This window comes from Archaeoglobus sp. UBA230, assembly GCA_002507545.1.
In the GTDB taxonomy this organism is placed as follows: domain Archaea; phylum Halobacteriota; class Archaeoglobi; order Archaeoglobales; family Archaeoglobaceae; genus Archaeoglobus.
In genome coordinates, this window is the sequence record DAVR01000048.1 from 1 (window position 1) to 23686 (window position 23686).

Genomic DNA, 23686 nt, shown 5'->3' on the forward strand with positions numbered 1-23686 from the left:
GTGAAATTATTTCGGGATACCATAGTTCGATTTTCGTATTTATGAGTAAATTAATGAAATGCTATAACTCTGTTAAATCCTGAAAACTATCCCTGCATACCCCACAACAGCACTCCTGTCTGCAACGTCTCCACTCGTTGAGTAATCAACAAGCTCAGCTCTTGCCCCTTTTTCCCTCGCATAGTTCATCGCAACGGCAATGCACCCGTAACCACAAACACTTGCCTGTAGTTTGTATATTGTTTCATAGTATTTCTTTACATCCATCGAAAGGATGCTGTCTATAACCTTCTCATCCAGCCTCCTGCACTCCTCGTCAGGTAGATAGTGGTGCATATCTGAAGAAGCTACGACCACAATCCTCCTTCCCGTTTTCTCTTCAGCTTCAAGAATTTCCTCCGCTACCTCTCTGGCAGTCTCCTCATCCTGCAATCCAAGACATATTGGCACAATCTTGAAATCCTCGTGGAGATACTGCAGAAAGGGAATCTGAACCTCCAAGGAATGTTCATACCTGTGAGCATTTTCGTCAACATCCACAATTATCCTCGGCATCGCTTCGATGAACTCCTGATCAACCTCCGCCTCTCCGAGAGGGGTGAGCCAGGTGTCGGTGGAGACGGCAACTGGCAATCCCACGCCCGTATGGTTGGGACCAAGGATGACGAAAGTTTCGGCATCTGGGAGGAGAGAGTGAACCTTACCGGCAGTTCTGCCTGAGTAAACATAACCTGCATGGGGGGAAATGCATGCAATAACGCTTTCATCCTTCGCTGGTTCTGTATATTCCTTAAGCATTGCCAGCAAGGATTCGGGGTTGGAGGGGTAGAAGCTACCTGCAACTATTGGGTGTCTCATGATTTAATTAGGAATAGGAAGGTAAAAAGTTTCTGTTAGAGTTGGTTAAGTACTAAAGTTTAAAATAGTAAAAAAGTATTGAGGTTATGAAGTCGGTATCCCGATCTCTTGTACCAATTAGAGAAGTAGAAATAGAGAACTTCAAATCAATAAAGCATCTTAAGTTCGATTGCAGAAGGCTTAACATCTTCATAGGTGAACCGAATACAGGTAAGTCGAACATAATTGAATCAGTAGTTGGTCTGCCATCCGTAGCTTACTATGGAAGATTTGGAGTCACAAACTTTATTAGGTTCGAAGATTACAGTAATATTTTCTACGACAATAATCTGGACGACGCTGTGAATGTAAAATTTAACGGAAAATGGGATTTTGAAATCAAAATATATTTTAAAGATGGTTCTTATTACTGGAGCGTTGAACCCAACCTAATACCTCCATATACTTTGTTTGCGGGTTCTGCTAATAAGTTCAACGAAATTTCCAAGCAGTTCAAATTCTACAGATTCAGTCCCTGGCAAGAATTTAAGAGAAGAGAGAGCGAATTTCTCTTACCAGATGGCAGTAACTTTCCGTCAGTTTATGCAACTCACAAAAGACTTAGAGAGATTTTTGGAGACATTCTTCAACGTTACGGTCTCAGATTGATGAGAGAGCCTGACACTAATAAGATTAAAGTTGTGAAAGAAACAGAGTTCGATTTAATAACTTACCCATACCAAACACTTTCAGATACATTCAGACGTCTTATGTTCTATATTTCAGCAATTTTAACCAACAAAAATTCGATAATAGCTATGGAAGAGCCGGAAGCCAATGCATTTCCTTTTTACACTAAGTATCTAGCCGAATTAGTGGCCTTAGACGACAGCAACCAGTACTTCGTAACGACCCATAATCCCTACTTTTTACTTACACTCATAGAGAAAACTCCAAAAGAAGATTTGGCGGTTTACATTACGTATTACGAGGACTACCAAACTAAAGTTAAAAAGCTGAGTGAAAGGAAATTTCAAGAAATTCTCAACTTAGGTTCGAGTGTATTCTTCAACTTAGATGCTCTAATGGAGGATTAATAAATGCCATTTGAAAAGAAGCTGTTCGTCGAGTGCAAAACGGATATGCTCCTCGTCACCAAGATGAGCTTCAAGAGATGTGTTATATGTGCAGGAGGAATAGGGGAAGTCTGCAACAAGTTAAGAGACAGTACTAACTCATGCGGACTTGTGGATGAAGACCCAACAAAATCGAGACCCAGTTATTTAGAAAATCTGCTCAAAAATGCAATAATTTTAAACAAACACGACATCATTGTAGCTCATGATAAAGAGAGAAATAATTATTTGATAGTTCTAAGCCCTGATCGTGAGGGATGGCTGATTCAAACCGCAAAGATTTTGGGACTCGACTTTAGGATTTTCAATCTTCCAAATAATCCAAAAGAATTTAAGAAGATTAGCTTATTAAATCCTCAAAAGGTTGAGCCTCTGATTAATTCGATACTAAGCAGAGGGCATCCGAGAATTGATGAGCTTCGCAAAGCTTTCCTTAGATGTAAGGAAGCTGTTAGTGAGTAACATTAAAAAGCCACGCATTTACTCAGAGTATGGGTAAAACAATAGCCGAGAAAATACTAAGCGAAAAATCAAAGAGCGACGCGTATGCTGGTGATCTTGTAGTTGCTGAGATTGATCAGATAGCCCTCCAAGACGGTACAGCACCTCTGGCAATAAGACAGCTTATGGAACTTGGCACCGAAATAAGGGCTGCTGACAGAACACATTTCTTCGTTGACCATGCTGCCCCCTCTCCAAGAAAGGAACTGAGCAATGATCAGAAGTTTATCTATGAATTTGCTAACAGGATTGGAGCTGATTTTAACTCACCGGGTGAGGGCATCATCCATCAGCTCATGGTTGAGAGATACGTAAAGCCCGGAGACCTTGCGGTGGGGGCTGACAGCCACACATGCACCTACGGCGGCATAGGGGCATTTTCGACTGGTATGGGTTCTACCGACGTTGCTGTCGCCATGGCTCTCGGCAAGAATTGGTTTAGAGTTCCAGAAACTTTCAGAGTCAGTCTTACTGGGAAGATGCCAAAGGGCGTTTTTGCGAAGGACGTAATCCTGAAGCTCATCGGTGATCTTGGGGTCAGTGGCGCAACCTACAAAGCTCTTGAGTTTCACGGAGATTGTGTTGAGAGTTTGAGTGTTGAAGAGAGGCTCACAATTGCAAACATGGCTGTTGAGTGCGGTGCAAAAGCTGGTTTGTTTGAGAGTGACGATAATACGAGACACTTTCTTGCTGAACTCGGAAGAGAGCAAGACTTCAGAGAGATTAAGGCTGATGAAGACGCCGAGTATGAGAAGGAGATAGAGATTGACGTCTCCAGTTTGTCACCTCTCATCTCTAAACCGCATAATGTTGACAATGTTGCAGAAATTGAGGAAGTTGAGGGAACAGAAGTGAATCAGGTTTACATAGGAACGTGCACCAATGGCAGACTTTCAGACCTTGAAATTGCGGCAAGAATTCTAAAGGGGAGAAAAGTTAAAAGAGGAGTGAGGCTTATTGTTGTGCCTGCGAGCAGAAGAGTATACCTTCAGGCTTTAGAAAAAGGTTTGCTGAAGATTTTTGTTGAATCAGATGGGATTGTTCTCTCTCCGGGTTGCGGGCCGTGTGTGGGAATCCATCAGGGAGTGCTTGCGGATGGAGAGGTGTGCATCTCAACTCAGAACAGGAACTTCAAGGGAAGAATGGGGAATCCCAATGCGGAGATATACCTCGCTTCTCCAGCTACAGCAGCAGCAAGCGCTGTTAAAGGTGTAATAGCTGATCCGAGGGAGTTTCTGTGAAAATCTCCAAGACTCTGCTACTTACAATACTCGAAGCTGCAAAGAGCGCTCATCCGGATGAATTCGTAGCTCTGTTGAGTGGGAGTAAAGACGTGATTGAAGAGCTGATTTTTCTCCCCTTTGTTTCTGGTTCTGTTTCAGCAGTGATACATCTCGACATGCTTCCCATCGGCATGAAGGTCTTCGGAACTGTCCACAGCCATTCATCACCAAGCTGCAGGCCATCAGATGAAGACATGGCTCTTTTTACGAGATTCGGGAAGTATCACATAATAGTGTGCTATCCCTACGACGAGAGGAGCTGGAAGTGTTATGACAGGAGTGGCAGCGAAATCGAACTTGAAGTAGTTGAAGAAGATTAATATATGATGAGGATTAAAGAATATTGAAATGCCTCGAACGGTTAAAGACCTGCTCGTGGATATTAAAGACACCACAGAGCTGATGGTTGACCTTGCCTATTCTGCGATCCTTTACAACAATGAGGACATAGCAGAGGAAGTTCTTGAGCTTGAGGCAAGAGTTCTGGATTTGCTTAAGCAGATAAGAGTCGTATCGGTTCTCGCTGCAAGGAGAGTCGAAGATGCCGAAAAGGTTTCGTCAATTCTCCATATAGCGAATGCCGGACAGAAGATAAGCAGTGCCGCTGGTGACATATCTTCTCTTGTCCTGAGGGGATTCAAGCTCTCGGAGGAGATCGTGAACCTAATTCTTTACCACTCAGAAGAGACTGTTGTGAGTGTTAAGGTTCCTGAGGATTCGGGGATAGCAGGGAAAACTCTTGGAGAGATCAGACTTCACACAAAAACGGGGATGAGGGTTATTGCGATAAAAAGAGAATTCAGCTGGATATTCAACCCGGACAGAGATACTGAAGTTTACAAGGGTGATTTACTTTTTGCCAGAGGAGACCCCTATGCGGTTCCAAAATTCTACGAGGTTGTGACGGGGAAAGCCATTCAGATGCCCCCAGAGCCAGAGGACATAAAAATCGAGGAGCTTGACACTGCTGTCGACTTGTTGATCGAAATGAAGAATCTTTCCGAGCTGGCAGTTGATCTTGCCTACTCTTCCTTGATCTACGGCAACAACGACATAGCGCTGGAAGTCGTTTATCTTGAGGAAGTCATTGACAACATGAAATTTGAAATTGAAAAGAACATACTGAAAAGCAGCTCTCATTTCGCTGAAGAGCAGCTAAAGCCTCTGATGTCCATAATAGAGATTGCCTACTGTTCCGAGTTGATTGCAGATGCTGCCAGAGATATCTCAGAGGTTCTGTTGGACAAGATGGATGTTCCAGTAATATTCAAGGAAGCAATGAGGGAGACTGATGAAGTTCTCACTCTCATAAACGTCTCTGAAAACTCACCGTTAAACGGGAAAACTCTCGGAGAGGCAAAGGTTGAAACAAATACTGGGATGCATATCATTGCGATCAAGAGAAAGAACGAGTGGATTACCAAGCCGACAGCCGCAACAAAAATTTTCAGCGGGGACTTGCTGATTGCAAAGGGAACAAGAGAGGGGGAAGAAGGGCTATTAAGGCTCTGCTCTACCCCTGCACAGCTTCCATAAGCCTAACCACGAGTTCTCTTTTTATCATCGAGCTTCTGTCTCCTTCGCAGACAATTGACCTTACCCCTATTATATCGGGTGAAAGTTCCTTTAGCACCTCGATGTGTCCCCAGCCGATATTTCCTGCGAGAGCGACGAGCAGGTTGTTGTCATGAGCAAGTTCGACGAATTTCCGAATTTCGTCAATTTTCATGTGATCAAAAAGTGATGTACCATCCTTAATTGCTGTATCAACCATCACGATGTCTGCCCCAGCTTTCGCCACAACTTCGGGAAGCTCAAGAGGGGAGATAGCATCTATCCTGTAGAAGTCACCATATCCTGCAGCAACAACCTTCTTTTTGGAGTCATAATCCTTAACTGCCCTTGTAACTGCGCTCATCATCTCGCTGGCTTCTCCAGCATTTCTCACTCCATAAAGTCCGACCTTTATGTAATCTGCCCCAGCAACCGCAGCACCGAGAGCAGCGAGACTTGCGGTTCCGGGTTTGTGGGGCAAATCACCAGTTGTGGCACTGATTTCCTTACCATGCTTTTTCGCAAGCTCTGAAATTTCCCTGATCACCCACGGAAAATTTGCTCCAAGAGAACCTTCAGCGGGATTCTTCACGTCAATGATGTCCGCCCCTCCCTCTATTGCTTCGATTGCTTCGGCAATACTCATGGGGCTAACCAATACCTTCATCAAAGGATGACCTATTCAGTGGTATATATGCCTTTTGAAAGAGCTTTAAACCCTTCCGAAAATGCAGATTCATGAAAGTTAAAAGCCCAGAAATCAGACAGGGGATCAGAGCTTCAGAACTCGTTGAAATGTTCAGTTCGACAGCTTTCAACGCGAGAAGACTTGGAGAAGCAGCCAAGATTTGCAAGGAAATGATAGAGAATGATTCTTTCGTCTTTCTCACCCTTGCCGGAGCGATGATACCTGCTGGAATGAGGAAAATTGTTGCGGACATGATCGAGAGGAGGTTTGTTGACTGTCTGATCACGACAGGAGCGAACATAGTCCACGAAATTTCCGAGTCACTCGGTCTGGGCCATGAAATTGGCTCACCCTACGCCGATGATCTTGAGCTGGCAGAGAAGAATATAAACAGAATATATGATGTTTACATAAAGCAGGAGGCCTTTGAGAAGATTGAGGAATTTCTTTCTCAGATTATATCTGAGTTAAAAGGTGTTTATGCATCATATGAGTTTCTGTGGGAAGTCGGCAGGAGGATAGACGACGAGAGTTCTTTTCTTAAGAAGGCTTGGAATGAAAAAACCCCAATCTTCTGCCCAACTCTTCACGACTCTATTGCTGGGCTTCATGTCACCATTTACCGCAAAGATTTGCAGATTGACTTTTTCAGAGATGTGAGCAGGATGATAGACCTCTGCTTCCAGAAAAGGAAAATGGGAGTGATTGTTATTGGCGGAGGGGTGCCAAAGAATTTCACACTCCAGGCAATGCTCCTTGCTGAGGGTTTCGATTATGCTGTTCAGATCACCACCGATTCCCCCCAGTGGGGTGGGTTGAGCGGTGCAACACTTGAAGAAGCGAAGAGCTGGTGCAAGCTCAAAGCTGATGCGAAAGCCGTTACGGTTTACTGCGATGCAACAATCGCCCTACCACTATTGTACACTTACCTACTGGACAATTTGAGGTGGAGGGGATAAGCATGCCACATGTTTTCGATCCGAAGAAGGCTCATATACTGGAATCTGATTGGAGGAAGAAAGTATTTCCGCCTGATGAAGTGATCAGGTTCATAGAGAACTTGAAGGGTTTGAAGAAGAATGTTGCCTTCGACATCGGAGCGGGAACGGGTTACCTTACGATCCCACTTGCAAAAATTTTCAAAAAAGTTTACGCAGTTGAGATTAGCTTTGAAATGGCTGAGATGCTGAAGAAAAGACTTGCCGATGAAAAAGTGCTTAACGCCGGGATTATAGTTTCAGGGAAACCTCCTGAGGTAGAATTCGACATTAACCTTGTCCTTTTCTCAAACGTTCTTCACGAGATGAAAAACCCTGCAGAATACCTTGCATGGTCGAGAAGAGCGGATTTTGTAGTTGTGGCAGAGTGGAAGAAAGAGGAAATGCAGTTTGGTCCCCCTCTTGAGGAGAGGATCAGCATTAAAGAGCTTGAAGAAATGTGTGACCTAAGGTTAATAAAGGTAAAGGATTTGCCCTATCACTATCTGGCGGCCCTCAAACCCGAAAAAGGTTAGCTTCTCACACCAAGGATAGATTTCTGAGACCTCCTTATCCTCCTCCTCTTCTTCCCGTTGGACGTGTATTTCTGATTTGGACCTGGCTTCTTGTAATCCTGCCACTTGGTTGGCACCAGCCTATACTCGTTGCTGTTCCTCTTCTTTATCTTAACCCATGTTACACTGCCTGTCTTACCCATGACTGCTAATCAATCCTTCCTATTTAAAAAGTTTATTGGCCGGGATGCCGGGAAGAATACAGTATGGTAAATAGAAGTCAAATCTCGATTTCTCCTACCTGCTCCCATGTATTCTCGTCGTAGGCTGTTATTCTGTCCATTCCGATGATGTAGAGGTAGTCGTTGATGTAAATCGCCCTCTTTGTATTGATGTTGACGGCTTTAACCAGCTTAATCTCACCTCCGCTGTAGGAGAATACGTATCCTCCATTAACAGCTGGTAGGAAGAATATCTCATGCTCCTTATCGAGCAGGAAGGCGTGATGGGTGTTGAGGATATCACTCCAGAACTCCCTCAATGTGTATCTGTCAATCTCCATGGGATTTTCCGGGTTTGAAACATCGAAGAGGGAGACCTTAACGTATTCATCCTCCTTGCCAATTCCGAGTACGAGGTTCTCGGATATCGGATGCAGATAGGATGAGAAGCCCGGAATCTTTAGCTCACCTGCAATTTTCGGCCTCTCTGGATCGGAGAGGTCAAGCACGAAGAACGGGTCTGTCTGTCTGAAGGTTACAATGTATCCCTTTTCTCCAACAAATCTCACAGCGTAGATTCTCTCCTCCAGTCCGAACCCCTTTATTGACCCCACAACTTTCAGGTCTCCATCAAGCACGTATAGATCGTTTTCATCTCCACCAACCGTTGTGGCTATCCTCAAATATCCTTTGAACTCATCCAGCGAGAACTGATTGAGCAACCTTCCCGGAACCTCTCCTACTCCCTCAGGTTCGAGGCTTAGAGAGAACTTCGCGATGTATGTTTTCTCAATCTCTCTTGCATGCTTCTTCTGGAAATCAGTCCACCTGTTCCAGTATTCGTTCTCAAATTTCAACCTCTCGTCTTTTCCGAGTGACGCCATCAACTGCTCCATTATGACAGAAATCTCAACACTCTTTGCTCTGCTGCTTATATCGTAATTCATCAGCTTTTCGATCCTCTCAACTACCCAATTAGGCACGAGATCGGTGTTCTCCTTAACAAAATCGTATGCCAACTTTGCAGGGTCAGTGTAGGCGTTGTAGGTCACGTAAATACCATTCTTGCTCATGTAAACGACTGTGTAGCCTGCCGATCCGACAAAGGATGCAGAGTTCTCAACTTCCCCGCTCTCCAAATCAATGGTGACGACCGAGTATGTTGTGTCCACACTAACTGGCATCGTGGGATGGTAGATTCTCCTACAACCTATCTCGTAGACCTTCCCGTTTATACTCATTGGCCTTATCGGGCAAGGTTCTACTGGATTGATTGCATTCTGTGTAACGATGTAAACTTTTCCATTGTAAAGTCTGGCATCAATCAAACTCCCGTTCAGCTCAACCTTCCATATTTCCTTAGGCTCAGCAATATTGTAAGCGCGTAACTCGTTGTGGGTTAATAGGAGCAGAATATCCTTGTATAGTAGCATGTTACCTGCTATATCTATTTTCCATTCAACACTCATATTTTGGGGTGGAAAAGCAGTAATAGCAGCAGTTTCGCCCTTAACCGGAGGTATGATCCTGGGCTGGATATGATAGTATGAAGTCTTGGAAACAAAAATGTGCTTTCCATCCGTCTTCACAATATCCGGCTCGTCTATACCTACAACCTGAACGTTGGTTTGGGAATACCTCTCCACACTTGGTGTGGGACTTGGTGCACCCACATCAGCAATAGCCTTTTCAACTGCAAGCGTGTAGAATGGATACGTCACCACACCACCGCTATACTTGCTCAAGAACTCTCTGAACTCGTCACTGGATGAGAATGCCTTCAATCCTTTCTCCTCCTCTTCAGGATTGTAAAGTAAAATTGCTGCAGACACTACAGCCGTAAATGCAACGATTACTAAAATTACAGCTCTTCCCCTCATATCAAAAACTATACATCTGAGCTATATATACAGTTTTAATTCGTTGTAAAATATTTGTTTTAACAAATTTAAACTTATATACCGCAATCCTTTATTAGCGTTGATGATCGCCTTTGAAGTCTATGTCAGTGGCATCGTTCAGGGGGTTGGATTCAGATACTACACGATGAGGGTGGCAAGGGAGCTTGGGGTTAAAGGTTACGTCAAAAATCTTCCCGACGGAAGAGTTTATATCTATGCAGTGGGAGACGAGGTCATGCTTGACAAGTTTCTTTCGGTTATAAACCGTGGTCCACCCACTGCTGTCGTCAGGGGTGTAGAGGTGAGAAAGGCTAATGTGGAGGACTTTAATGGCTTTGAAGTTAGATACTGAAGTTGGATATATTAGCACCTTCTAAGTTTTATATACCGCTTGTCTGAAAATCAAAAAAGGTGCGTCTTAATGCTCGCGAAACGGATAATTCCCTGTCTCGATGTCACCTTGGACGACAAGGGGGCGAGAGTTGTTAAAGGAGTTGAGTTTGTCAATTTAAGAGATGCTGGCGATCCTGTTGAGCTGGCAAAGAGATATGACAGAGAAGGAGCGGATGAACTTGTTTTTCTGGATATCACAGCGTCACCTGAGGGAAGGAGGACGATGATAGATGTGATTGAAAGGACGGCAGAACAGGTGTTCATCCCCTTCACAGTCGGTGGAGGGATAAAGGGGGTTGAGGACATAAACAAAATACTCTCTGCTGGAGCAGATAAGGTTTCAATTAACACAGCCGCAGTAAAGAACCCCGAACTTGTGAAAGAGGCAGCGGAGATTTTTGGCAGTCAGTGTATAGTTGTAGCAATTGACTGCAGAAGAAACTTTGACCTCGATAAAGGAAAGTATTTCGTGGAACTCGAGGACGGAAGGAGGGCATGGTATGAAGTTGTGATTTATGGGGGAAGAAAACCTGTTGGAATGGACGCTGTCTGGTGGGCTAAGAAGGTTGAGGAGCTTGGGGCGGGAGAGATACTGCTCACATCAATGAACAGGGACGGGACAAAGGATGGTTTTGATATCCCAATCACGAGGAAGATCTGTGAGGAAGTTAACATTCCGGTGATAGCATCAGGTGGTGCTGGAACGATTGAACACTTCTATGAGGGTTTTGTTGACGGCAAGGCGGATGCATGCCTTGCTGCAAGCATTTTCCACTATGGTGAAATAGCAATTTCCGAAATAAAGGATTATTTGGCCAGAAAGGGAGTGCCGGTGAGGCTTGAGTAATGTCGGCAAGTTTAAAATTTACCAGCCCTACTTGAACCATGAAAATTTCTGAATTCCAGAAGATGATTGCAGAGATTTACATTCACCGTGATAGGGAGAGAGGAGTTGAAAAAACAATGCTCTGGGTGGTTGAGGAGATTGGTGAACTTGCAGAAGCAGTTAGAGAGGGTAGCAATGTTGGAGAGGAAATAGCAGACGTTATAGCATGGCTTGTTAGTCTCGCAAATCTTCTGGATGTTGATGTTGAAAGCGAAGTTTTAAAAAAATATCCCGGTTACTGCATTCGCTGTGGAAAAAAGCCATGTGAGTGTGATACGATATGAAGTTTCTGGTAGTCTCTGACGATGACATAAAAAAGGGCGTTGTGACGGACAAGTATTTCGTATGGACGGAAAAGGTGCTTAAGGCGAAAAATGTGAACCCAAAGGTTGTTGCAGAGGTGACGACCTCTGGTTGGGGTGTTTTCGCTGGTCTCAATGATGTTTTGAAGCTTCTCGAAGGCTTACCTGTAGATGTCTATGCGATGCCTGAAGGCAGTGTTTTCTTCCCTCACGAGCCTGTTATAACGATCGTAGGCAATTATCTGGACTTTGCCAGATTCGAAACCTCAATTCTCGGATTTATCTGCCACGCAAGTGCTGTTGCAACACAGGCATTCAGATTCAAGCTTGCCGCTAAGGACAAAGAGGTCTTCTCCTTTGGTACGAGAAGAATGCATCCTGCGATTGCTGCAGCGATTGAGAGGGCAGCCTATATCGGTGGTGTTGATGGTGTGAGTAACTTCTCGGCCGAAAAATATCTTGGAATTCCGAGTATGGGGACAATGCCGCACGCCATGATCATCTGCTTTGGAGATCAGGTCAAAGCGTGGAGGAGCTTCGATGAAGTCGTTGATGCTGACGTTCCAAGAACCATGCTCGTTGATACTTACTTCGATGAGAAAACAGAGACGGTTATGGCTGTTGAGAATGTTGAGAACGTCACAGCAGTCCGTCTCGATACTCCCTCATCGAGAAGGGGTAAGTTTAGAAAGATAATTGAGGAGGTTAGATGGGAGCTCGACATTAGAGGAAAAAGAGACGTCAGAATTTTTGTGAGCGGTGGTTTGAGCCTCAAGGATGTGCTTGAGCTAAGGGACATTGTTGATGCCTTCGGTGTGGGAACAGCGATAAGCGGTGCGGGGCCGATAGACTTTGCTCTTGACATCGTCGAAAAGGAGGGCAAATTCGTGGCGAAGAGGGGGAAGAGAGGGGGGATGAAGCAGGTTTACAGAGATTGGGAAAAGCTTGAGGATGAGGTAAGACTCTTCAAGGATGAACCCGCTGAGGGGAAAGAACCCATGCTCAGAAAGGTCATCGAGAAGGGAAGAGTGCTCGCTGAGGCCAACATGGATGAGGCAAGAAAACTTGCTCTGAAGCAGATGGAAATCATAAGGAGACTCGGAAGAGAAGAGGAGTTTATTGGCTGAAAAAGTTATCAATAGACCCGTATCTATTTACTATCCTTAAGTAGAGGTCGTCAAGAACCCTGCTTGACGCACCCCACACAAGCTGCCCTGCACACTCAAAATTCGGTCCCCAGTCGGTAATTCTTCTGGATTTCAAAACTTTCCTCAGCTCATCAACCAGAATGTCACTCACTTCATTTCCATCTGGTGAGAAAGTCAAGCTGTCTATCATCCCGACAACGGGACATATGCGAATTCTGTACTCCATAACCTCTCTCGGTTTCAAAAAGCCAAGAACATCAACTTTATCTGGATTTATCCCAAGTTCCTCCTCCACTTCTCTCAATGCAGCTTCTACCTCGCTCTCACCATCTTCAATCATGCCACCCGGAAAGGCTATGTGTCCCGCACTTCTCGACAAACCCTTTGATCTCCTAATCATAACGATTTTCGGACACACTTCATCAAACAAAGGAACCAACACAGCAGCCATGCTTTTCTTTTTCAAGTCATGATCGAGCAGTTTACTTAGCCTTTGACTTAGCACGATCTGATCTTTGCAGAATTGTATTTAAGAGTTATTCATGCTGTAGAAATTAGGAGAAAACCTTTTTTATCTTCCTTCCAACGAGTGAAGTGTTGAAGGTTAAAGCTTTAATTGACATCACAAAGCCAAAGCAAACTTTATTATTGATGATTACCTTTGTAGTGTCGTTTCTCGTTGCTTCAGGCACTTTCGATAGGTTCATAATTGCGGCAGTATCTATGTATCTCGCAATTTCAGGCACAACGGCAATAAACATGTGGCTCGATCGAGATATAGACTCCATGATGCCGAGAACAAGGAACAGACCGCTTCCAGCAGGAATTTTGAGTCCGGTTGAGTGTGCAGTTTACGGTTTTGCTTTGTTTTTAATCGGGCTTGCAATCTCTGTAACTATCAGCGTCGAATTAGCTATTGTTATTTTTCTCGGACTCTTCTTTGACATCGTTATTTACACAATATTGCTGAAGAGGAAGAGTCCCTACTCAATAGTTCTGGGTGGTTTTGCTGGTGCTATGCCAGCCTTAGGGGGCTGGGTTGTGGTTCAGGGCTTTACACTACCGGGCTTTATAATTGGTGCGATAGTTCTACTATGGATTCCGTCCCACATCTGGTATATTTCGATGCATTACGAGGAAGATTACAGAATTGCGGGAATCCCCATGTACCCGCTCGTTGTCGGAATGGAAAAAGCTTCTTGGATGATTGTGGTTGCTACTGCAGCCATGCTTCTGCTCGCTGCAAGTCTTTACCTGCTCCTTCCGCTGAACGTTTTCTACCTTGTAGTATCTGTCACTGCCGTCTCCTTTTTCCTCTTCAAGGCAATCAAGTTCGCTATGGCTCCGGATAGGGTTGGGGCGAGAAAGATGTACAAGCTCGCGAGCATGACTTTGGGCATGGTTTATCTTTCACTTCTTCTGGGCGTATTTTTATAAACAAGAAGGTTTTCCTTCCTTTTGATGTGGAGCATTCTCAAGGCTTTGCGAGAAAATCCTGATGTCCTCTACAACTCACAAAAGCGAAGAGGACTGAGTATTGAGATCATAAATGAAGCGATTGAACTTGACAAAAAGTGGAGAGATAAGCTGAAGGAGGTAAATCAGCTCAGAAAGAGAAGAAATGAGCTTGCGAGAAAGGTAAAGGATGCTAAAGGGGAGGAGAGGGGCAGGATAATTGAGGAAGCTAAAAAGGTCAGTGAGGAAGTTAAGGTTGCCGATGAGGAGCTTAAGAAGATTGAGAGGGAGCTTGAAGAGGTTTTGCTGTCCATTCCCAACATAATCCACGAAAGTGTCCCTGTAGGGAAGGATGACACGGAGAATGTACCAGTAAAATACTGGGGAAAAGCCAAGGTTTATTTTGAAGATGTAGATACTTTCGTTGAGATGACTGCTGGTATGGCGGAATATGATGTCACTGACGTTAAGCCGGTAGGCCATGCAGATGCTGTTGAGATTTTCGGCTGGGCGGACCTTGAAAGGGCGGCAAAAGTGGCCGGAGCAAGATTCTATTATCTTCTTAACGATCTTGTGTGGCTTGATTTTGCTTTGACCATGTATGCTCTCGATTATCTCAGAAAGGCAGGATTTACAATCGTCAATCCACCATACATGATGCGAAGAGAAGCTTATAATGGTGTTACAGCCTTCAGCGACTTCGAAGAGGTGATATACAAGGTTGAAGATGAAGACCTGTATCTGATCGCTACGAGTGAGCATCCCATAGCAGCGATGCATATGAACGAAGTTCTGGAAGAAGATGAACTTCCTTTGCTATACGCGGGCGTATCTCCTTGCTTCAGGAAAGAGGCAGGTGCGCATGGAAAGGATACCAAGGGAATATTCAGGGTTCATCAGTTCAACAAGGTTGAGCAGTTCGTCTTCTGTCTGCCGGAAGAAAGCTGGGACTGGCATGAGAAGCTGTTAGAAAACGTTGAAAAGCTCTGGCAGGGACTCAAATTGCCTTACAGAATCGTGAACATCTGCACCGGAGATTTGGGCATTGTTGCTGCCAAAAAGTACGACCTTGAAGCTTGGATGCCCGCTCAGGGGAAATACAGGGAGATGGTCTCATGCAGCAACTGCACGGACTGGCAGAGCTACAGACTGAACATAAGATATGCCGAGGAGAGGGGAAAGCCGAGTAAGGGATTCGTGCACACGCTCAACTCCACGGCAATTGCCACTACAAGGGCGATAACAGCAATAATCGAGAACTTTCAGCTTGGTGACGGGAGGGTTGAACTTCCGAAGGTTTTACGGAGATATCTTGAACCCATCGAGTCTGCACCCAAGGATTACCTTTTGCCCGTGAAAGTCGAAAGGGTTAAAGGTTAGTAAATCCTGTTGAACTTCTCAAAGGTGGTAAGAACCTCGCACCCATTTTTTCTCACTACAACCGTATCTTCAACTCTAACCCCTCCAACATCCTTGTAATAAAGTCCGGGTTCTACTGTTACAACCATGCCCTTTTTTAGAATAACACTCTGATTGCTGATCCTCGGCTCTTCGTGAATTTCAAGCCCAATACCATGCCCTGTTGAATGAATAAAACCCTCTCCGTTCTCTGTATTGTATCCTTGACTGCTCAGAACCTCCTTGACTTTCTCGTGAACATCCTTGGCATCTATCCCATCCTTTATCATCCTTAAAGCCTCCTCTTGGGCATCAACGACTGCTGAATACATCTCTTCAAGCTCATTGTTCTCTCTCAGAAATATTGTCCTCGTAAAGTCTGAGTGGTAGCCGTGCTCTAAGCTTTTCGGAAATATGTCAATAATAAGGTGGTCCTTAATCTTTCCACTGCCGGGCTCGTGGGGGTCTGCGGAGAGCTTTCCGGTTGAACATATCGTGTTCTCTGCAAGATAACCGGCAGCGAAAAGTTTTGTGTCAATCGCTCTTCTAACTTCTTCACATCTCTCAAATCTGAAATTTTCAAGCAACCACCTGAATACGCCCAAAATTGCTCTGCTGGTGTCTCTTATTTTCTCAATTTCACTACTGCTTTTCACCATTCTGAGCTTCGAAAATGGATTTCTTGCAATCTTCACATCAAAGTGCTTCGTCAATTCAAATGAGATGAAGGATGGTAGCTCTTCAGGTACCAGAACCCTTCTGCACCTCCCTTCCTTGAGGAGGGAAACAAGTATTTCGAGATAGGCTTTTTTGGCATCATTGAATTCCTTTAACTTTTCCTTAAACCCGATGTCCTCGAGAGATACTATTTCCTTTACCCTGCTCTCCCTCTCAGCCCTTCTCTTCTCCATTTCGGGGACGAGCAGAATTTCTGTGCCATCAATTCCGAAAATGTAAGTAAGGGGGTCGTAAGTCTTGAATCTGGTGGCATAGTAGAAATTGGCATTTATGCTTGTCGCATACATCACGAAGAAGTCAGCATCGCTCTCTCTGAGTGTATTTGCGATCATGAGCCATAATTCCTAAAACAGGATTATAGTTCTATCGCTAAATGCTCATTTTCGTTGAACTCTAAATCCAAAACTTCTTATACTCATTATAAGTGCAATGATTAAAGCAGGGGTGATATGATGAATGAGGCGTATAACTACCAGCTTTTGCTGAAACACATCTTGGAGAGTGGTGTAAACTACGCACCGAAGCAGGAGGTTGTGTATAGGGACCTGAAAAGATTCACATACAGTGACATATATGAAAGAGTTGGTAGACTGGCAAATGCTTTGGAAGAGATTGGAGTTAAGAAGGGGACGAAGGTAGCGGTTCTGGACTGGGACAGCCACCGCTACTTAGAGTGCTACTTTGCAATCCCCATGATGGGTGCTGTACTGCACACCGTAAACATTAGGCTGAGCCCTGAAGACATTCTGTATACAATGCAGCACGCAGAAGATGAAGTGGTTCTGGTTTACGAGGACTTTGTCCCGCTAATTGAGTCCATATCCGACAAGCTTGACACAGTGAAGAAATACGTCGTTATGACAGACGATACTATGCCCGAAACCAAGCTCACCGACATAGAGTATGAGGAGATGCTCAGCAAGGCAAGTCCTCAGTATGATTTTCCAGACTTTGATGAGAACACGATGGCGACGCTCAGTTACACCACTGGAACCACTGGAAGGCCGAAGGGTGTCTGGTTTACCCACAGAAAGCTTGTCCTTCACACTCTTGCAGGCTGCATTGCAATGACAGGCTACAGATCACCGCTGAGACTGCTTGACGATAAGGAGGTTTACATGCCTCTCACACCGATGTTCCATGTCCATGCTTGGGGAGTTCCCTATATGATGTGGTTTTTGGGTTTCAAGCACGTGTATCCGGGCAGGTACGATCCTCAGATGATTGCCAAACTCGTTATGACTGAAGGCGTTACATACTCCCACTGCGTGCCCACAATTCTACAGATGATTGTTGACAACCTGCCTGAAGGCTTCAAGTTCCCTGGCTGGAAGATGATTATCGGTGGAGCGAAGCTTCCAGAAGGTTTGGCGAAGAGGGCGAGAGAGAAGGGAATATACACGATGGCTGGTTACGGTATGTCAGAAACCTGTCCCATTTTAACCGGAGCTTTTGTGAAGCCGCATTTGCTTGATCTGCCAGAAGAAGAAAAATTAAAGATGTCTGTAAAGACAGGAATTCCGTTCCCGTTGGTTTATGTCAGAGTTGTCAGAGAAGATATGACTGATGTCAACCCCGACGGGAAGGAAATCGGAGAGGTGGTTGTGAGGGCGCCTTGGCTAACCGATGGCTATCTTAAAGACCCTGAAAAGACGAAGGAGTTGTGGGAGGGAGGCTGGCTCCACACTGGAGATTTGGCGGTGGTTGAGGATGATGGATACATAATGATTGTTGACAGACTAAAGGACGTGATAAAGAGTGGTGGAGAGTGGATATCCTCTCTCACCCTCGAAAACCTCCTCAGCCTCCACTCCAAGGTTAGAGAGGTTGCGGTGATAGGCACTCCAGACGAGAAATGGGGTGAAAGGCCGCTGGCTATCATTGTACCAATGCCGGGAGAGAAGCCGACGCAGGAGGAGCTTAGAGAGCATCTCATGAAGTTTGTCGAGGAGGGCAAGATAACCAAGTGGGCTGTGCCGGACAGGTTTGAGATTGTAGAGGAAATACCGAAGACCAGCGTTGGTAAGATAGACAAGAAGGTGTTGAGGCAGATGTATTCTAAATAAATTTTTTATTTTTCAGCGAGTTCATCATCGTCAAAAATAAAAACATCCTCGATTCTAACGTTGAAAACTCTCGCTATCTTGTAGGCGAGCTTTAGCGAGGGGTTGTATTTTCCCTTTTCAAGGAAAACTATTGTCTCCCTTCTAACTCCAACCTTCTTTGCAAGCTCTTCCTGAGTCATACCGTATTTAGCTCTGTATTCCTTTATTCTGGTTTTCATGTGATATTGCTCCGAGAGTAGATGGTATAGAAGGCAAGATAAACCACAAGAACTGCACAGACAGCAAAACCGAGAACATAACCTTCCTCTCTGCCCAAAGCTATCAGCACCGCTGTAAGCAGGGCTGCTGTAATGCCAAACACTTCAAGAGCTCTTCTGGATGCCTTCTCTGCAATCCTTTCAACTCTTTCGTCAACAAGAGGTTCATTAGCTCTCCTTCTTACAAATCCCAGCAAAATCAACCCAATCACAACTGAAAACACCGATAGAAGCGGCTGGTTGTTTTGAGCAGCATAACCCACGCTGCTACCAACCATTACCACTATCAGGGTTCTCACCAGACCATACTTTTTCCTATCCACAGCAAACCACCTCTGTTATGTATTTCTAACATTATGTTATGTATTTTTAACATTTTCGCTTAGCTACTATTCCACAATCTAACAATCCGCCTCTTGCTCGCGTGGAAAGATAAGAGAAAAATTTAAATCCAGTCTAAAACATCCCAACTAAGTGACTTCAGAGTTTTCCAAAAAACGCGCTGTTGTGAGAGCATGATGCTGGAAAAGTTGGAAGAAAGGAAAGAACAACTTGAAAAAGAACTCCAGGAGTTTATAAGGAGGAGGGATGAGCTTAACTTGGCAGCAAAAGAGTACGCAAGAAAGAGAGATGAGCTAAATAAAGAAGTTCGAGAAATGCTTGCAGCAACGAAGAGTGTGAAGGAGAAGAGAGACGAGTATAACAAGAAGGTAAAGGAGATAAGGGCAAAGAGAAATGAAATATTCAAAGAAGTGGACAAGCTCTACAAAGAGGTAGATAAGCTCAGAAAAAGCATTGACCGAGGGGGAAGACCTCTCGGGGAGATTGAAAGGGAGATCAGGAGATTGGAGTTCAAACAGCAGACTGCAGTGCTCACGATAGAAAAGGAGAGGGCGTTAATTGAGAGAATATCCAAGCTCAGGAAGGAGCTTGAAGAGAGGAAGAACCAGCTTGAGAGGCACGAGGAGTTCAAGAAACTAATTTCACAGATCAGAGAACTGAAGGATCAGGCAAAGGAACTTCTCAATCAGCTTAAAGCTTATGCTGAGGAGGCAGACAAGTATCACGAGCAGCTTTCCCAGATGTTCAGCCAGATTGATGAAAAAAGGAAGCTCGCAGATGAAATGCACATGAAATTTGTGGAGAGCAAGAAAGAGGCAGATAGATGCCACAATGAAGCAATAAAGAGGAGGAAGGACATCAAAGACCTTGAGAAGGTAATAAAAGCTCTAAGGTCAAAACAGTTCAAGAGCAAGGAGCAGCGGGAGAAGGAAGAGCTTTTAAGGAAGGCAAAGCAGATTTACGAAATGTTCAAGAGAGGAGAGAAAATAGAAACAGAGGACCTACTCATACTGCAGAGGGCTGGGTTGATTTAGTCGCTTCATATCCCATTTTTAGTGCTTTCAGGTTTAAATCAACTATTTTGTCTGGCATTACCTCTCTAATTACCTCTTCAACATGTTCCAGTTTGAAGGGCATCGGAAAGTAGCCGAGAAGCATTCCAACAACCACAACGTTTGTTGCAAGAATGTTTCCAGCCTTCTCGGCAATCTCAGAAGCGTTTACAGCAATAACTCTCGGTGTAATCCTTCTAAGTTCAGCCAGAATTTCATCCAGTTCTGGATACGTTCCTGTTCCTGCGGTTACAGATGGCGGGATGATCTTTCGGGTATTGAGAATTACAACAGACTTGTTGTTCAGAAATTTGGCGTATCTGATGGCTTCAGAGGGTTCAAGGGCTATCATCACATCTGCCCCCCCTTCCGGGATCAGAGGTGCTTTTACATCTCCCAGTCTTACGTGGACTTCAACGCTACCCCCCCTCTGCGCCATGCCGTGAGTTTCAGCGGTGATGACATTTAGCCCAGCCCTCATTGCAGCTCTTGCGAGAATTCCAGAGGTCGTCAAAGCACCCTGTCCACCAACACCTACAATGACGATATTCAGCTTCATTGTTCGCACTCTCAAACTATGCATTTAAAAATTTAGCTCTGAGCTTCGATGCCCAGTGCGCTTAGCAGCCTCCTCTTTATTGCCTCAGTTATCAGCTTAGCAAGCAGCTCCTTTTCACCAGCCTCACCGAAAATTCCGAGTGGTATCTGCGCTCCGGCTGCGTGTGCATGCCCTCCGGCACTTCCCACATCACCAAAGGCTCTTCTTAGCACTTCACCCATGTGAATTCTCACATCCTTATTCCTTGCTGAGATATATACAGTATCTTTGACAACCCCAAAAACCACTGCTGTGGAAATACCTTCAAGCCTTAGCAGAAAATCTGCAGCCTGCGGTAAAGCATCTCTGTCGTTTATGAACCCTGCAAAGCTCAGGAGAAAGCTTGAGTAAACCTGCCTGTTCCTAATTGCCGTCCCGAGAATATCCAATGTCTCGGTTGATATTGCTGGCCCCTCAATTTTTTCGATAAGCTCATGGTCAACAAATGGGTAAAGGTAGGCAGATGCAAGAAAATCTGCCGTTCTTGTATTCCTTTTGAACTCGTCAGTCTCACTCTTTATGCCAAAAAACAACGCTGTGGCAAGTATTTTACTCGGAACAAGTTTTAATTCCTTGATATACTCCGTGAGTATCGTTGCAGTCGCACCAACATTATCTCTAATATCTACAAATCTTGCAACAACCTTCTCTGCCGGGTGGTGGTCTATAATTATGGAAACGTCTATATCTGGAGGGATGGAGTTGTTTACACCCGGTCCCGAGCTATCAACGATCGCAAAGGTTTCATATGAGCTTAAGTCTGCCTCTTCAGCTCTTACCATTGGAATCTCGAGAATGTTCATCATAGCCCTGTTCTTTTGATGCAGAATTTCGCCATAGTAGAGAATGTCAGCATCAACGTCAAACTGTTTTGCTATCTCCTTTAGAGCATATGCCGATGACATTGAGTCTGGATCAGGATTGTCGTGGGTGAATATTCCCAGTCTTTTACCCTTCAGCGATTCCAGAATGCTCTTGAGTTTTTCCAGCTTCTTGTAAATTTCCACCCTCTTTATTTTTTCAAGAAACGTATGTTTGATAGCATCCGATACAAGGACGACTATATTTGCTCCCGCACTCTCAAATTCTTCCTTCAGTTTATGAGAAGCAACTCTGACAATTACGAAGACCTCTTTATTCACACCCCTTATCGTCCTCACGGTCTCAAGATTTGCCTCATCATTTGCCCCGGTAACAAGAATTGCAGAGATAGCTTCAAAGTCGAGTGTTTTGTAGAAGGAGGGGTCTGTTGGATCAGCTATAACAGCATCAAAACCCTCATCTTCGAGTAGCTCTACTTTTTCCTGTGACTTGTCCACTGCCAGAACACTTTTTCCAGCTTTTGTCAGTTCTCTCACCAGTCCGACACCAGCAGACTCGCAACCTACAACAACATACTCGTACTTGCCGTTTTCGATCATTTCACAATCAGAAAACAAAAGAGGTATTAAACATTTCCGGTCTCTACTATATACTTAATGACACAACTATTCAAAATCTCGAAAATTTTTTATATATGCTTATTACCATTACAAGCATGCGTGGATGGAGATATGGGAAAATAGGGCTCGCTACACTGATGATGGCGCTAATAATAACAATCATTAACACTTCAGCAGCAGCACCGCTTGATATCAGCATTGAAGAGAAGATCAATACAACTGCCGAGTACACAGGTTCAGGGTTCGACTACACAACGGACGTGACTGGATACGTAAATATAACGAATAACGGGAATGATGATCTATATGGTGTCTGGATAGCGGTAGACCTGAGTAATATCATTGGCACGCCAAGCAAAGTTTTCGATAACTCGTCTTCCGGTGCTTATCTATACACATCACTACCATCAGGAGTTCCGGACAGTGTGAAAAAGAATCTGAATATCACAAACGCAAATTACTTCATAAGAATTCCGCACCTGAGACCGGGGGAGAAGGTAAGCTACTTCTACGATGTGGATGATAGTGCTCTGGGAACCGCAAACTCAGCCCCGTTCATTATTGATGAAAGATACAACGTTTCGAAGATACCTGCTAACAAAGACGTTAGCTGGGAAGTATTTTTCAACGTCAGCCTCAACACAACATTCTTCAGTGGGATAGGTATATCGAATCCCTATGTGGACTTGAACGTTTACAAGTATCTAAGCAGCAGTTCGAATTACTATGGTAGCAACAACTGGACGAGCCTTGGACCAATATCTAATCCATCAACGAATAAGGGAAGTGCAGTGCTGACAAGCGGAGGATGGGGCACAGCAGACCCGGATGAACTCGATGTAACTGGGATTAAACTAAACACCTCCGCAGCAGGAAACGAGGACGTCAACATTTCCTTCACTGTTCAGGGTAACAATAATGGCGGAAATAACGCAGTCTATTTCCTTGACAGGTTCGGCTTTGCTGCCCTTGAATTCACATTTGACGGAAATGTGAGTGGGACAAAGGTTGTTGACGTGTTTGCCTACGGGAACGCGAGTATCGCCGTTAACAAGAGTGGACCATTCCAGAACGCAACTGGGGAGTGGGTTGTGTGGAAAGGCAATGCAACGGTAAAGAACACCGCGAGTGGGCTTACCTACGTTCTCAGGAATGTTACCCTCTACGCCACGTCAACTGGCTCATTCACGAACGTAATCTATGGACCGATCGAGGAAAAGCCAAATCAGCAGCTAACTTCTGGTGACACGTATACGACAAGCAACATACAGTTTGAATACAGCAACGTGCCGATAATCTGGGCAAACGCCACCTTCGAGCTGATCAAGGACACTGGACAGGGGTGGTATGTGAACAGCACTACCATGAATAAATACAATGCAACCTACAACAGCAGGTATGTAGTGATAGAGAAAATCTACGTAATCGGCAGCTATCTGATTAAGGTCACAAAATACGTGCAGGCAAACACAACTGCTGGAAGCAATGTATTCGACGTCAAGCTTGTTGTGGAGAACCTTGGAGGTCAGGATTCGCCGTATGTATACGTTTACGATATGATTCCGAGGAACTTCAGTGAGTATAACTGGGACAATGATTGGATGGATGCAAGGACCGACGGTAACTGGATTGACAAGCCACAGATGTATGCAGGAAACGGCACAGGAACTCCAATGAGCGGATACGATAAAGCCTACTACTGGAGACTCGACCCATTGGCAGGAGGAGCAGATGGAAATGGTCAGGCAAGTCCAACGGAAATCCAGAACAACCAGTCAGTGATTATCTTCTACCAGATGCAAGGCAGTGGGGAGTTCAGAGTCCTTGACGCATTCCTCGTCGGTATTGACCCAATGCTCTCCATGAACGAGCAGACTTCACCGAGGATAACGGTTGTGAGTGGAGCAGCATCAACAAGCTACGAGTCTGTAATGGCTCTCCTCACTGGGATTGCTGGAATTGTTGCAGTGATGACTTACACGAGGAGAAGTTAATT

The 23686-nt window shown here is 44.7% G+C and carries 26 protein-coding genes; 16 read left to right on the forward strand and 10 right to left on the reverse strand.

The window, feature by feature from the left end:
* Nucleotides 1–72: 72 nt before the first annotated feature.
* Entirely contained in the window at nucleotides 73–858 is a 786-nt protein-coding gene (locus BP688_RS13010) for an MEMO1 family protein (protein WP_290595698.1), read from the reverse strand.
* An 86-nt stretch (nucleotides 859–944) separates the two neighbouring features.
* On the opposite strand from BP688_RS13010, the gene BP688_RS13015 reads away from it, so the two are divergent.
* From BP688_RS13015 to BP688_RS13035, 5 genes are read left to right on the forward strand one after another with little or no spacing between them, the layout of a single operon-like run.
* On the forward strand, nucleotides 945–1934 hold the full coding sequence (locus BP688_RS13015) for an AAA family ATPase (protein WP_290595700.1): 990 nt from the start codon (nucleotides 945–947) through the stop codon (nucleotides 1932–1934).
* 3 nt (nucleotides 1935–1937) lie between these two features.
* Nucleotides 1938–2435 carry a hypothetical protein gene (locus tag BP688_RS13020; protein WP_290595702.1) on the forward strand — a complete coding sequence of 166 codons (498 nt, stop codon included), beginning with the start codon at nucleotides 1938–1940 and terminating at the stop codon, nucleotides 2433–2435.
* 29 nt (nucleotides 2436–2464) lie between these two features.
* Nucleotides 2465–3715: a 3-isopropylmalate dehydratase large subunit gene (locus tag BP688_RS13025; RefSeq protein ID WP_290623268.1), complete on the forward strand. Its 1251-nt coding sequence runs from the start codon at nucleotides 2465–2467 to the stop codon at nucleotides 3713–3715.
* Nucleotides 3712–4077, forward strand: coding sequence for a Mov34/MPN/PAD-1 family protein (locus tag BP688_RS13030; RefSeq protein ID WP_290595705.1), 366 nt, complete (start codon nucleotides 3712–3714; stop codon nucleotides 4075–4077). The genes BP688_RS13025 and BP688_RS13030 overlap by 4 nt, the downstream gene beginning before the upstream one ends.
* Before the next feature lie 28 nt (nucleotides 4078–4105).
* Nucleotides 4106–5293: a potassium channel family protein gene (locus BP688_RS13035; RefSeq protein WP_290595707.1), complete on the forward strand. Its 1188-nt coding sequence runs from the start codon at nucleotides 4106–4108 to the stop codon at nucleotides 5291–5293.
* Here the strand turns inward: BP688_RS13035 and BP688_RS13040 are convergent.
* The gene (locus tag BP688_RS13040; RefSeq protein ID WP_290623269.1) at nucleotides 5271–5978 is read right to left on the reverse strand and encodes a (5-formylfuran-3-yl)methyl phosphate synthase; all 708 of its coding nucleotides are present in this window, start codon (nucleotides 5976–5978) and stop codon (nucleotides 5271–5273) included. The two genes, BP688_RS13035 and BP688_RS13040, sit on opposite strands and share 23 nt — an antisense overlap.
* 71 nt (nucleotides 5979–6049) lie before the next feature.
* Between BP688_RS13040 and BP688_RS13045 the strand changes: the two genes are divergently transcribed.
* Both BP688_RS13045 and BP688_RS13050 read left to right on the forward strand, forming a co-directional pair.
* A complete protein-coding gene (locus tag BP688_RS13045) occupies nucleotides 6050–6958 on the forward strand; it encodes a deoxyhypusine synthase (RefSeq protein ID WP_290595711.1) in 909 nt (302 codons plus the stop codon).
* Nucleotides 6959–6960: 2 nt separating this feature from the next.
* Entirely contained in the window at nucleotides 6961–7512 is a 552-nt protein-coding gene (locus BP688_RS13050; protein WP_290595713.1) for a class I SAM-dependent methyltransferase, read from the forward strand.
* Here BP688_RS13050 and BP688_RS13055 read toward each other — a convergent pair.
* Nucleotides 7509–7694 carry a DUF5350 domain-containing protein gene (locus BP688_RS13055; protein ID WP_290595715.1) on the reverse strand — a complete coding sequence of 62 codons (186 nt, stop codon included), beginning with the start codon at nucleotides 7692–7694 and terminating at the stop codon, nucleotides 7509–7511. The two genes, BP688_RS13050 and BP688_RS13055, sit on opposite strands and share 4 nt — an antisense overlap.
* 77 nt (nucleotides 7695–7771) lie before the next feature.
* Entirely contained in the window at nucleotides 7772–9592 is a 1821-nt protein-coding gene (locus BP688_RS13060; RefSeq protein ID WP_290595717.1) for a beta-propeller domain-containing protein, read from the reverse strand.
* Nucleotides 9593–9695: 103 nt separating this feature from the next.
* On the opposite strand from BP688_RS13060, the gene BP688_RS13065 reads away from it, so the two are divergent.
* From BP688_RS13065 to BP688_RS13080, 4 genes are all read left to right on the forward strand, one after another.
* Nucleotides 9696–9965, forward strand: a complete 270-nt coding sequence (locus BP688_RS13065) for an acylphosphatase (protein WP_290595718.1) — start codon at nucleotides 9696–9698, stop codon at nucleotides 9963–9965.
* Nucleotides 9966–10034: 69 nt separating this feature from the next.
* Nucleotides 10035–10853, forward strand: coding sequence for an imidazole glycerol phosphate synthase subunit HisF (hisF, locus tag BP688_RS13070; RefSeq protein WP_290595720.1), 819 nt, complete (start codon nucleotides 10035–10037; stop codon nucleotides 10851–10853).
* Between the two features lie 38 nt (nucleotides 10854–10891).
* Nucleotides 10892–11176 (forward strand): MazG nucleotide pyrophosphohydrolase domain-containing protein, encoded by a 285-nt coding sequence (locus BP688_RS13075; protein WP_290595723.1) that lies wholly within the window; start codon nucleotides 10892–10894, stop codon nucleotides 11174–11176.
* Nucleotides 11173–12321, forward strand: coding sequence for a nicotinate phosphoribosyltransferase (locus tag BP688_RS13080; protein WP_290595724.1), 1149 nt, complete (start codon nucleotides 11173–11175; stop codon nucleotides 12319–12321). The genes BP688_RS13075 and BP688_RS13080 overlap by 4 nt, the downstream gene beginning before the upstream one ends.
* Here the strand turns inward: BP688_RS13080 and BP688_RS13085 are convergent.
* Nucleotides 12311–12847, reverse strand: coding sequence for an NUDIX hydrolase (locus BP688_RS13085; protein ID WP_290595726.1), 537 nt, complete (start codon nucleotides 12845–12847; stop codon nucleotides 12311–12313). The genes BP688_RS13080 and BP688_RS13085 overlap by 11 nt on opposite strands.
* A gap of 89 nt (nucleotides 12848–12936) precedes the next feature.
* On the opposite strand from BP688_RS13085, the gene cyoE reads away from it, so the two are divergent.
* Both cyoE and serS read left to right on the forward strand, forming a co-directional pair.
* On the forward strand, nucleotides 12937–13779 hold the full coding sequence (cyoE, locus tag BP688_RS13090; RefSeq protein ID WP_290595728.1) for a heme o synthase: 843 nt from the start codon (nucleotides 12937–12939) through the stop codon (nucleotides 13777–13779).
* Nucleotides 13780–13800: 21 nt separating this feature from the next.
* Entirely contained in the window at nucleotides 13801–15177 is a 1377-nt protein-coding gene (gene serS / locus BP688_RS13095) for a serine--tRNA ligase (protein ID WP_349677308.1), read from the forward strand.
* Here serS and BP688_RS13100 read toward each other — a convergent pair.
* A complete protein-coding gene (locus BP688_RS13100; protein WP_290595732.1) occupies nucleotides 15174–16265 on the reverse strand; it encodes a M24 family metallopeptidase in 1092 nt (363 codons plus the stop codon). The two genes, serS and BP688_RS13100, sit on opposite strands and share 4 nt — an antisense overlap.
* A gap of 120 nt (nucleotides 16266–16385) precedes the next feature.
* Between BP688_RS13100 and BP688_RS13105 the strand changes: the two genes are divergently transcribed.
* Nucleotides 16386–17999, forward strand: coding sequence for a fatty acid--CoA ligase (locus tag BP688_RS13105; protein WP_290623270.1), 1614 nt, complete (start codon nucleotides 16386–16388; stop codon nucleotides 17997–17999).
* Between the two features lie 5 nt (nucleotides 18000–18004).
* On the opposite strand, the gene BP688_RS13110 is transcribed toward BP688_RS13105, so the two are convergent.
* On the reverse strand, nucleotides 18005–18217 hold the full coding sequence (locus tag BP688_RS13110; protein WP_290595736.1) for a helix-turn-helix transcriptional regulator: 213 nt from the start codon (nucleotides 18215–18217) through the stop codon (nucleotides 18005–18007).
* A complete protein-coding gene (locus BP688_RS13115; protein ID WP_290595738.1) occupies nucleotides 18214–18579 on the reverse strand; it encodes a DUF2178 domain-containing protein in 366 nt (121 codons plus the stop codon). The genes BP688_RS13110 and BP688_RS13115 overlap by 4 nt, the downstream gene beginning before the upstream one ends.
* 192 nt (nucleotides 18580–18771) lie before the next feature.
* Between BP688_RS13115 and BP688_RS13120 the strand changes: the two genes are divergently transcribed.
* Nucleotides 18772–19632, forward strand: coding sequence for a coiled-coil protein (locus tag BP688_RS13120; RefSeq protein ID WP_290595740.1), 861 nt, complete (start codon nucleotides 18772–18774; stop codon nucleotides 19630–19632).
* Here BP688_RS13120 and iorB read toward each other — a convergent pair.
* Both iorB and BP688_RS13130 read right to left on the reverse strand, forming a co-directional pair.
* Nucleotides 19604–20209 carry an indolepyruvate ferredoxin oxidoreductase subunit beta gene (gene iorB, locus BP688_RS13125; protein WP_290595742.1) on the reverse strand — a complete coding sequence of 202 codons (606 nt, stop codon included), beginning with the start codon at nucleotides 20207–20209 and terminating at the stop codon, nucleotides 19604–19606. The two genes, BP688_RS13120 and iorB, sit on opposite strands and share 29 nt — an antisense overlap.
* 32 nt (nucleotides 20210–20241) lie before the next feature.
* Nucleotides 20242–21669, reverse strand: coding sequence for a DHH family phosphoesterase (locus BP688_RS13130; protein ID WP_290595744.1), 1428 nt, complete (start codon nucleotides 21667–21669; stop codon nucleotides 20242–20244).
* Nucleotides 21670–21785: 116 nt separating this feature from the next.
* Here BP688_RS13130 and BP688_RS13135 point away from each other — a divergent pair, with 116 nt between their 5' ends.
* Complete coding sequence (locus BP688_RS13135) at nucleotides 21786–23684, forward strand: hypothetical protein (RefSeq protein ID WP_290595746.1); 1899 nt, start codon at nucleotides 21786–21788, stop codon at nucleotides 23682–23684.
* The last annotated feature ends 2 nt before the right edge of the window (nucleotides 23685–23686 follow it).